General features: G+C 63.2%; 12 protein-coding genes. 9 read left to right on the forward strand and 3 right to left on the reverse strand.

Annotated features, from left to right (window positions below):
* Positions 1-106: 106 nt before the first annotated feature.
* Positions 107-850, reverse strand: coding sequence for a histidine utilization repressor (hutC, locus tag ACQ5BM_RS32470; protein ID WP_429820048.1), 744 nt, complete (start codon positions 848-850; stop codon positions 107-109).
* 136 nt (positions 851-986) lie between these two features.
* Between hutC and hutF the strand changes: the two genes are divergently transcribed.
* The 6 genes from hutF to ACQ5BM_RS32500 all read left to right on the forward strand — a co-directional run bounded on the left by hutF (position 987) and on the right by ACQ5BM_RS32500 (position 7,299).
* On the forward strand, positions 987-2,363 hold the full coding sequence (hutF, locus tag ACQ5BM_RS32475) for a formimidoylglutamate deiminase (RefSeq protein ID WP_429820050.1): 1,377 nt from the start codon (positions 987-989) through the stop codon (positions 2,361-2,363).
* Positions 2,364-2,398: 35 nt separating this feature from the next.
* A complete protein-coding gene (locus ACQ5BM_RS32480) occupies positions 2,399-3,433 on the forward strand; it encodes an ABC transporter substrate-binding protein (RefSeq protein WP_429820052.1) in 1,035 nt (344 codons plus the stop codon).
* 136 nt (positions 3,434-3,569) lie between these two features.
* Positions 3,570-4,427: an ABC transporter permease gene (locus tag ACQ5BM_RS32485; protein WP_173520502.1), complete on the forward strand. Its 858-nt coding sequence runs from the start codon at positions 3,570-3,572 to the stop codon at positions 4,425-4,427.
* Complete coding sequence (locus ACQ5BM_RS32490) at positions 4,420-5,247, forward strand: quaternary amine ABC transporter ATP-binding protein (protein WP_429820054.1); 828 nt, start codon at positions 4,420-4,422, stop codon at positions 5,245-5,247. Before ACQ5BM_RS32485 ends, ACQ5BM_RS32490 begins: the two co-directional genes overlap by 8 nt.
* The gene (locus ACQ5BM_RS32495) at positions 5,240-6,721 is read left to right on the forward strand and encodes an HAL/PAL/TAL family ammonia-lyase (RefSeq protein ID WP_429820057.1); all 1,482 of its coding nucleotides are present in this window, start codon (positions 5,240-5,242) and stop codon (positions 6,719-6,721) included. The genes ACQ5BM_RS32490 and ACQ5BM_RS32495 overlap by 8 nt, the downstream gene beginning before the upstream one ends.
* A complete protein-coding gene (locus ACQ5BM_RS32500; RefSeq protein ID WP_429820059.1) occupies positions 6,718-7,299 on the forward strand; it encodes a HutD/Ves family protein in 582 nt (193 codons plus the stop codon). Before ACQ5BM_RS32495 ends, ACQ5BM_RS32500 begins: the two co-directional genes overlap by 4 nt.
* Positions 7,300-7,319: 20 nt before the next feature.
* On the opposite strand, the gene ACQ5BM_RS32505 is transcribed toward ACQ5BM_RS32500, so the two are convergent.
* Positions 7,320-7,760: an acetyltransferase gene (locus tag ACQ5BM_RS32505; protein WP_429820061.1), complete on the reverse strand. Its 441-nt coding sequence runs from the start codon at positions 7,758-7,760 to the stop codon at positions 7,320-7,322.
* A gap of 315 nt (positions 7,761-8,075) precedes the next feature.
* On the opposite strand from ACQ5BM_RS32505, the gene ACQ5BM_RS32510 reads away from it, so the two are divergent.
* From ACQ5BM_RS32510 to ACQ5BM_RS32520, 3 genes are all read left to right on the forward strand, one after another.
* The gene (locus ACQ5BM_RS32510) at positions 8,076-8,234 is read left to right on the forward strand and encodes a hypothetical protein (RefSeq protein WP_429820063.1); all 159 of its coding nucleotides are present in this window, start codon (positions 8,076-8,078) and stop codon (positions 8,232-8,234) included.
* A 123-nt stretch (positions 8,235-8,357) separates the two neighbouring features.
* Complete coding sequence (locus ACQ5BM_RS32515) at positions 8,358-8,591, forward strand: hypothetical protein (protein WP_429820065.1); 234 nt, start codon at positions 8,358-8,360, stop codon at positions 8,589-8,591.
* Positions 8,592-8,692: 101 nt separating this feature from the next.
* Positions 8,693-9,058 carry a hypothetical protein gene (locus ACQ5BM_RS32520; protein WP_429820068.1) on the forward strand — a complete coding sequence of 122 codons (366 nt, stop codon included), beginning with the start codon at positions 8,693-8,695 and terminating at the stop codon, positions 9,056-9,058.
* 201 nt (positions 9,059-9,259) lie between these two features.
* On the opposite strand, the gene ACQ5BM_RS32525 is transcribed toward ACQ5BM_RS32520, so the two are convergent.
* The gene (locus ACQ5BM_RS32525) at positions 9,260-9,463 is read right to left on the reverse strand and encodes a KTSC domain-containing protein (protein ID WP_429820070.1); all 204 of its coding nucleotides are present in this window, start codon (positions 9,461-9,463) and stop codon (positions 9,260-9,262) included.
* Positions 9,464-10,090 lie beyond the last annotated feature (627 nt).

Genomic DNA, 10,090 nt, shown 5'->3' on the forward strand with positions numbered 1-10,090 from the left:
ATCCTCCCGTTCGGCGGTCGATCCTCCGAATCGACCGGAATATTGTCGAGATTAGAGCGGGATGAGGAAAAGATGTGCGGTTTTCTGCCGGGGCATCGATCCCGACCTATTGCGACATGCCTTCGAGGCGATAGCGAGTGCCGGGATAGAGCAGGCGCGCGGTCGTCACATTGGCCGTCTCCGACCAGGTGCGGCGCCGGATCATCAGGCAGGGTTCGTTGCGGTCGATGCCGAGCAGCTTGCATTCCCACGGCTGCGGCGACACCGCCTCGACGATCTGTTCGGTGCGGGTGATCGGCGCCACCGCAGTGAGATAGGCATTCGGCGTCATCGCCTGGAAATCCTGCTCCAGATAGCGCGGGCAGACCGCCGGATTGACGAAACGGTCCTCGATCTGGATCGGCAGGCCGTTTTCCGAATGCACCATGATCGAATGGAAGACACGGGCGCCGGTCGCGAGGCCGAGCGCGTAACCGATCTCGGGCGTCGCCACCTCTTCGTGCAGGAGCGTCATCAGCGACGTGTGGGTATGGCCGCGTTCACGGATTTCGTCGGCGATGTTGCGGACTTCCAGAAGCGCGGTGCTGCCCTTGTGCGCGGCGACGAAGGAGCCGACGCCCTGCACCCGCGTGATCGCGCCTTCGGTTGCGAGTTCTCTCAGCGCCCGGTTGGCGGTCATGCGGCTGACGCCGAGGTCGGCGACGATCTCGTTTTCCGAGGGGATGCGGTGGTGCGCCGGCCACTCGCCGCTCTCGATACGGCTGCGGATGAACTGCTTGACCGCCTCGTAGCGCGGCACCGGGCCGTCTTCGAAGGCGGCCATATCGTTCCGTTTTTTGAGTGCCGTCATCAACTTACGCCCCATCTTTCCGGAATGCCGAACAAATCATGCGCATTCGCTCACGAATCTTTTCGTTCATTTCACGCTTGCGCGCCAGCGTAAAATATCTATAGTTCCATATACAACTACGTACAGGAAAATGCACATGGCTAGTTTTCCCGTCAACCGGATCTTTGCAGAACGGGCGCTCCTGCCCGGCGGCTGGGCCCAAAACGTCGCGATCTCGCTCGACGCTTCGGGTCACATTGCAGCGATCGAAACCGGCAGCGCCGCCGCCAATGGCGACGAGCGTGCGGCCGGACCGCTGATCCCGGCAATCGCCAACCTTCATTCTCACGCCTTCCAGCGTGCCATGGCCGGCCTTGCCGAGGTCGCCGGCAGCGGCGACGACAGCTTCTGGACCTGGCGCGAGGAAATGTATCGCACCGTCGGACTGGTAAACCCCGACGATGTCGAGGCGATCGCCGCCAAGCTCTATATGGAGATGCTGAAGGGCGGTTTCGGCCATGTTGCCGAATTCCATTACCTGCACCATCAGGCCGATGGCACTCCCTATGCCGATCCGGCGGAAATGTCGCTGCGCATTCTCGCCGCCGCCCGCACGACCGGCATCGGCCTCACGCATCTGCCGGTTTTCTACGCCCACGCCAATTTCGGCGGGGTCGCGCCGAACCCCGGTCAGCGACCGTTCCTGCATGACCCGGATCGTTTTCTCGCGCTGCTTGAGCGTCTCGAACCGCTCTGCCGCGAAGGCGGCAATACGCTCGGCTATGCCATTCATTCGCTGCGCGCGGCGACGCCGGAGGAAATGCGCACCATCCTCGATGCCGCGCCCGTTTCCGGTCCAATCCATATCCATGTCGCCGAGCAGACCAAGGAAGTCGACGATAGCCTCGCTTGGAGCGGCCGCCGTCCGGTCGAATGGCTGCTCGATGAGATGCCGGTCGACGGGCGCTGGTGCGCGATTCATGCGACGCATCTGACGGAAACCGAGCGCCAACGCCTGGCGCGTTCCGGCGCCGTTGCCGGCCTCTGCCCCGCCACCGAAGCCAATCTCGGCGACGGCATCTTCCCGGCGGTCGACTTCATGGCCGAAGGCGGCATCTTCGGCGTCGGCACCGACAGCCATGTGGCGACCTGCGTCGCCGAGGAGCTGCGCCTGCTCGAATATGGCCAGCGCCTGCGCGATCGTCGCCGCAACCGGCTCGCGACCGGCCCCGGCGCCTCGATCGGCCGGACCATCTTCGACGCCGCGCTCAAAGGCGGCGCCCAGGCTGCCGGCCAGAAGACGGCAGGCATCGCCGTCGGCGCCCGCGCCGATTTCGTCGTGCTCGACGGCAGCAACCCCTATATCGCCGCCGCCAGCGACAACCAGATCCTCGACCGCTGGCTCTTTGCGCTTGGCGGCGAGAGCGTCCGCGACGTCATGGTCGCAGGCGAGTGGAAGATCCGGAACGGACGCCACGACCGGGAAGACGATATCGACCGGGCCTTCGCACGGGTGCTGATGAAACTGAAATAGTCATCGAAGCCAAAATCAAAAAAGGGAACAGCTTAATGTCGATCAACAAACTGAAACTCACGCTTGCCGCCACCGGCCTCGTGCTTGCGGCCTCCACCGGCAGCGCCAGCGCCTCCTATTGCGGCGACGGCAAGACCGTCACCTTCGCCGGCATCGATTGGGAAAGCGGCGCCTTCATCACCGAAGTGATGAAGACCATTCTTTCCAAGGGCTACGACTGCCAGGTGGACTCGATCCCCGGCAACTCCGTGACGCTGGAGCAGGCGACCGCCAACAACGATGTGCAGATTTTCGCCGAGGAATGGCTCGGCCGCTCGGACGTCTGGAACAAGGCCGTCGAGGAAAAGAAGGTCGTTGCCGTCGGCAAGACCTTCGTCGGCGCCAGCGAAGGCTGGTTCGTCCCGGAATACGTGATCAAGGGTGACGCCTCCCGCAATCTCGAAGCCAAGGCTCCGGACCTGAAGAGCGTGTCGCAGCTTTCCGATCCCAAGATCGTCGAGCTTTTCGCCGATCCGGAAGAACCGTCCAAGGGCCGCTTCCTCAATTGCCCGTCGGGTTGGACCTGCGAGGGCGTGAGCTCCGCCAAGCTCGAAGCCTACAAGCTCGGCGAGACCTATGTGAACTTCCGCCCGGGCACCGGCACCGCGCTCGATTCCGCCATCACCTCGGCCTATCTCCAGGGCGAACCGATCCTCTTCTACTACTGGTCGCCGACCGCGATCATGGGCAAGTTCAAGCTCGTCCAACTCGAAGAGCCGGCTTACAACGAAGCCTGCTGGAAGGAGCTTTCGAGCGCCAACGGCAAGCGTGACCAGGGCTGCGCCTTCCCATCGGTGGACGTTTCCTACGGCGTCAACAGCACCTTCGCCGAGGAAGCCCCCGAGATCGTCGCGATCCTCGAAAAGGCGACCTTCCCGCTTAAAGCCGTCAACGGCAGCCTCGCCTACATGGCTGACAACAAGGTCGACGCGACGGCGGCAGCCGCCGAGTTCCTGAAGACCAAGGCCGACGTCTGGGGCAAGTGGGTTTCCGATGAAGCCCGCGGCAAGATCGAAGCCAGCCTGAAGTAATCGCGCCTCATCGCCGGTTCGGCTCCCTCGCCGCGTTCGACGCGACGTGAGCCCGGACTGGCGACTGGCCACATACCCGAGGCAAGCGCCGTCGGCCGCCTTTCCGCGCCCGCCGGTCCGAGCAAGGAACCATCCGATGTTTCCGGATACTCTCAATCTCTCCATTCGCGGGCCGGTGAACGATTTCATCCAGGCGCTGGTCAGCGGCTATGGCTGGGTCTTCAAGGCGATCAGCGGCGTCATCCTGAAAGCCGTTCTGTTCATCGAATGGATCCTGCGCGGCCTGCCCTGGTGGGTCGTCATCCTCATCTTCATGGCGCTTGCCTGGCAGAGTTCCAAGCGCTGGGGCCTGACGGTCGTCGTCGGCGTTCTCCTGTTCTTCGTCGGCGTGCTCGGCCTTTGGGACCTGACGATGCAGACGCTGGCGCTGATGCTGATGGCGACGATCGTCTCGGTCGTCATCGGCGTGCCCATGGGCATTCTCGTCGCCAAGAGCCGGATGGTGCGCAACATCACCCTGCCGGTGCTCGACGTGATGCAGACGATGCCGAGCTTCGTCTACCTGATCCCGGCGCTGATGCTCTTCGGCCTCGGCAAGGTCCCGGCGATCCTGGCGACCATCATCTACGCAGTGCCGCCCCTGATCCGCCTCACCGATCTCGGCATCCGCCAGGTCGACCACGAGGTGGTGGAAGCGGCGACCGCCTTCGGCGGCAGCCCCAACCAGATCCTCTTCGGCGTCGAACTGCCGCTCGCCACGCCGACGATCATGGCCGGCCTCAACCAGACGATCATGATGGCGCTGTCGATGGTGGTCGTCGCCTCGATGATCGGTGCCCGCGGCCTCGGCGAGCAGGTGCTGAACGGCATCCAGACGCTCGACGTCGGCAAGGGACTGGAAGCCGGCATCGGCATTGTCATTCTCGCGATCGTTCTCGACCGCATCACACAAGGCTTCGGCAAGAGCCAGACGGAGGATCCGCGCAATGGCTGATATCGAGATCCGCAACGTCTACAAGATCTTCGGACAGGACTCCAAGGCCGCGCTCGCCATGGCCAAGGAAGGGCTCAACAAGTCCGAAATCCTCGCCCGCTCCGGCTGCAGCGTCGGCCTCAACAATGTCAGCCTGACGATCGGCGCCGGCAAGATCTTCGTGATCATGGGGCTTTCCGGCTCCGGCAAGTCGACGCTGGTGCGCCACATCAATCGGCTGATCGAGCCGACCAGCGGCGAGGTAGCCTTCGACGGCAACAACATCTTGGACCTCGACGCCAAGGCGCTGCGCACCTTCCGCATGCACCGCGTCAGCATGGTGTTCCAGAGCTTTGCCTTGATGCCGCACCGGACCGTTCTGCAGAACGTCGTCTACGGCCAGCGCGTGCGCGGTCTGCCCAAGGCCGAAGCCCGCGAGATCGGCATGAAGTGGATCGAGACCGTCGGCCTTGCCGGCTACGATGCCAAGTTCCCGCACCAGCTTTCCGGCGGCATGAAGCAGCGCGTCGGTCTTGCCCGTGCCCTTGCTGCCGATACCGACGTGATCCTGATGGACGAGGCCTTTTCGGCGCTCGACCCCTTGATCCGCGCCGACATGCAGGACCAGTTGCTGCAACTGCAGCAAAATCTCGCGAAAACCATCGTCTTCATCACCCATGATCTCGACGAGGCGCTGCGGATCGGCTCGGAAATCGCCATCCTCAAGGACGGTCAGGTGGTGCAGGTCGGCACGCCGGACGATATTCTGGAGCGGCCGGCGAACGATTATGTTGCCCGCTTCGTGCAACGCCGACAGGGACGACCGGAAGCCCATGACTGAGAGTATAATCCTCGATGCGCCATTGACCTGGAAGGAAATCGCGGCGGTCGCCAATGGCGCCCGGCTCGATCTTTCCGATGCCACACGGCGGCGCATCGTCCATGCCCGCAGGATCGTCGACGCGCTGGTCGAGCGCGGCATCCGCGGTTACGGCATCAACACCGGCGTCGGCGCGCTCTGCGACGTCGTCATCGACCGCGAAGACCAGCAGGCGCTGTCGCGCAACATCATCCTCAGCCACGCCTGCGGCGTCGGCGAGCCGCTTGCCCGCGCCGAGGCCCGCGCCGTCATGGCGGCGCAAATCGCCAACTTCGCCCACGGCTATTCCGGTGTGCGCATCGAAACGGTCGAGGCGTTGCTTGCGCTCCTCAATGCCGATCTCATTCCGAACATCCCGTCACGCGGCTCGGTCGGCTATCTGACCCATGCGGCCGCGATCGGCCTCGTGCTGATCGGCCACGGAACCGTCGATGATGGCAAGGCCAAGATCGGCGGAGCCGAGGCGCTGTCTCGGCTCGGTCTGGAGCCGCTGCGGCTCGAAGCCAAGGAAGGTCTCAGCCTCGTCAACGGTACGCCCTGTGCCACCGGTCTCGCGGCACTGGCGCTTTCTCGCGCCTCTCGTCTGTTCGACTGGGCGGATGCCGCCGCCGCCATGACCTATGAAAACCTCGGCAGCCAGGCCAACGCCTTTGCCGCCGTCCCGCTGGCGCTTCGCCGCTCCAAGGGGCTCGAAGAGGTCGGGGCATCGCTTCGCGCCTACCTCGCCGATAGCCCGATGCTTGCCGAGACCGCCGGCACCCGCACGCAGGATCCCCTGAGCCTTCGCGCTGTGCCGCACGTCCACGGCGCGGCGCGCGATGCGCTGGTCCAGGTCGCCGAAGTCGTCGACCGGGAGCTCGCGAGCCTCACCGACAACCCGGCAGTATCAGGCACTCCCGAGGCGCCGGAAGTGCATTCGCAGGCGCATGCGGTGGGTGCTGCCCTCGGCCTTGCCATGGACAGCCTGGCGGTCGCTGTTGCCGAGGTCGCGGCCATTTCCGAGCGCCGCATTGACCGGCTCGTCAACCCGCTGGTAAGCGGCCTGCCGGCCTTTCTCGCCGGCGACAGCGGCGTCTCCTCCGGCTTCATGATCGCTCAGTACACGGCGGCGTCGCTTGCCGCCGAGAACCGGCGGCTGGCCGCCCCCGCAAGCCTCGATGGCGGCATCACCTCGGCACTGCAGGAGGACATCCTCACCCATGCGACGCCGGCCGCCTCTAAGGCGCTGTCGATCGCCGACAATCTCGAAACGATCCTGGCGATCGAACTGCTCTCGGCAGCCCAAGCCTATGACCTGCAGCCGCGCGGCCGCGCCGCACGCACCGACAGCCTTTACCGGCGCATCCGCGCGAAGATCCCGACCTATGCCGACGACCGGCCGCTGAACGGCGACTTCGCGCGCATGCGCGCACTCATCGAAGAGACCATGCCATGAAGATCCTGCGCGCCAGCACCTACAAACGCATGCCGTGGAAGAACGGCGGCGGCGAGACGGTGGAGATCGCCGTTTTCCCGGAAAAAGCCTCGCTTTCGGATTTCGACTGGCGCGTGAGCATGGCGACCGTCGCCAGCGACGGTCCTTTCTCGAGCTTCCCCGGGATCGACCGCACGCTCTCCATCCTTCAGGGCAAGGGCATGCGGCTCACAATTGACGGGCGTGAGCCTATCGTGATGACCGGAGAAACGCCCCCACTCCCCTTCCCGGCCGATGTCGCGACCTCGGCGACGCTGGTGGACGGTCCGATCGTCGACCTCAACGTCATGTCCCGCCGCGGCAGGCTCGCCCATACGGTTCGGCGCCTGGCGATCGAGCATCCGCGGACCGTGGACGGCACGGCGGAAACGACCCTCGTCCTTTGCCACGGCGGCGCGGTGCGCCTGGCCGCGGCAGAGGAACAAGCCGATCTTGCGGCGGGAGACACGGCGATCCTTGAAGGATCCGCCGCTGTCACGATCGAGCCTGTGGCCTCTGCCGTCGTGTTCGTGGTCACCATCGACAAACCGGCGGCGTGATCGGGCCCGGCTCGCCCAGTTCAGCCTCGGCTGAGATGCAGCAAGGGATAGGGCCGCCCCGCATCATCGACGGGGGAGCGTCCGACCGTCTCGAAACCCAGGCGCTGATAGAACCCGGCACCGGATGCATTCTGCTCGTTGACGTCGACCGTCAGCACCGGATGCAGCGCCATCGCGTGTTCGATGAGCCGCCGGCCGACGCCGCGGCCGCGCGCATCGGCGTGGACGAAGAGCGCGTCGATCTGTGCCCCGCTCATGCCCATGAAGCCGAGCGCCTCATCGTTCTCATCGGCCGCAATCCAGAACTCGGCAAGCGGCAGATACTGGTCTCGAACCATCGTTTCGATAGCGGTAAAGTCTTCCTGCGTCAGGAAATCATGCGTGGCGACGACGGCGCTACGCCAGATCTCGAAGGTGCGTGGAAAATCGTCAGGACGGGACGGGCGAATGGAAATGGCCATGAAACAATCACTTTAAAAAAGAGGCGCCGATGAGATTGCAAAGCTTCCGGCTCGAGCCGAAGCAGTGCGCGGGGCGCCAGGTGGCGAAGATGTCCGGGCGCGAATCCGGTCCGGCACGAGGCGCACACCCTACTCGAGGGCGCGCCGATCGCAAGCCGTTTGGCCAGGTGCGCCTTTCATGCAACGCTGGTTAAGGTTTCGGTAACCATATCCCATGTTCCCCGGGGAACAGCCAAGTTGCCGCCACACGATAGTCTCCATGTCACGGTTTTACCGACACACGCCAACAAACGCAGGGCTCGGAGGACAACGGACATGATCAAAACCGCTTTCGGCGTCAACGTCACCGTACTGGTCTTCTCGATCACCGTGATCGCCATCATGCACTTTGCCCTGTCGCAATATCGCACAGCCGAAATCGCCGATGTCACCCTGCCCGACTACTCGACGATCACCTCGTCGATCCACCGCTGAGGCGTTTCGCCTCGCTTGAAGCCACGCCCGGGATCGGGCTGGCTGCAACGGGTTCGGCGGGAATCGGGTGGTTCGTCGAACGCCCCAGGATGAGAATGCTCCATCAAACGATGGAGTCCAGCCATGATGTCTCTCCTCAGCCTCCACGCAATCGCCGCCGCACGCGGCGAAGGGCTTCGGCCCGAACTGCTCAGCGCAATCACGCAGGAAGGCAGACGCGCCGTTTCCGGCATCGATCGCCTTACGCGACATGCGAGCCTCGAGTGTCTTGATGGCCTTGGCAGCGCTGGCGACGTTAACCTTGATCTGATCGACAGCCCTTGCCCGCTTCCGCGTGCCGAGTTGCGCCGACGCTGACAGAAATCCTTCCATTTCGGTGGCCGCTTGCATTGTGATAGGGAACGCCTGCCGAGCCTCTCCGCTCGAACCAGACAATGCTTTTTAGAAAGGTCCCGGAAATGACGGATCCGCAAAACGAACTGAAGCTCAGTGCGTTCAAGCTCCACGAACAGGCGGTCCGCGCTTCGGTCGGCGGGAAACAGCTGGCACTGGATGCCCTCGAACTCGGCGGCGAAATCCTGATCGTCCTGACGTGGCTGGGCAATTCCGAGAGAGGCCTGCGCAAGCCGGAATATGTCCTGCCCTTGAGCGCCGTCGCGCACCAGCCACTGAGCAACAATCCGGCCGCAAAATACAAATGGGCTATCGGCGCGCCACTGCCGCAATCGCTGTTCGACGGTAGCGCGTCACGGCAGTTCAGAAGGCAGTTTGGGGTCAAGAGCGGGCCGGCGCTGACCTTGCCGCTGAAGCCGACACGGCATTGAGGGCGAACGAGGCGCTGTTGGCCTCAGCATGGCAAGTGATCTCGGAAATTTCGCCTCCTCCTTTGCTTCTATCACAGGGTTGGCGCTGAGCTCGGCGTACCTGGAACCTCTGCGTCAGATTCTCGGACCTATGGGACCCACCCCGGCGACGCGCAATGCCGATGGCCACGCCGGCGAGGAAGTATTGTCGGTAGGTTATGGTTATCTATTGGAGCTATATCGATCACGAATGTGGTCGTTGTAATATCCGCCGGCGGAGCGAGCGCGAAGCAGCCCATCATAGATATGTTGCGGCACATGATAGTAGTCATACGGTCCGCCACTCTCAACGAACCAGATTCTTAGAGTTCGACTGCTTGAGTCGTACTCGACACGATGGATCGCAGAAGACCTAAGAATCGGCATTTCAGCACCCTTCAGACTCCAGCATTCGCGGTGGGTTGCCGTCGATGCGCTCAGGTTATGAGGCTGAGCTTAAAAGTCGAATGAGAGTTGTCGCGGCCAGGACCGGAAATGAGCACAGACATGCTCAAGACGGCCGAGCCTGAAGCGAACGTAAGCCCTCACTTTGACGACTCTGGACTTCAGCGTGTTAGCCATGCCTTCGTCTCCTTTCGTTCAAAGCAGGAGTAAGCCTGCCACTCGCAACCCTGTGGATTCAGGGTTGTGTCCCATGTGAGTGCGGCTCGAAAGCCGATGTTCGAAAGTAACCAACGGCAACCCACATGCACGATCGCTGATTCGCGCAGAAATTGTCCAGATAAATGACGGTTGAAAGGCCGATGATCTCGGTTGACGCCGGCGCGCTTACTGGGTTCCGGAGCCTGGTCGACAGCGTGATCGTGCACCAGATGGTCACCCATCTCTTAGGGACAAACTGTCACCTATGTCTCCGGGTCGGACAAGTGCCCGACCTGAGAGATAGGTGACGTTTCGTACCGGAGACATGGGTAACACTTTTCGCTTTTTGCGGGAGGTGTTGATGCCGTGGAGAGAGACTTCGGTGATGGAGGAACGTCTGCGATTTGTCGC

The organism is Ensifer sp. B1-9, assembly GCF_050474445.1.
Lineage (GTDB): Bacteria > Pseudomonadota > Alphaproteobacteria > Rhizobiales > Rhizobiaceae > Ensifer.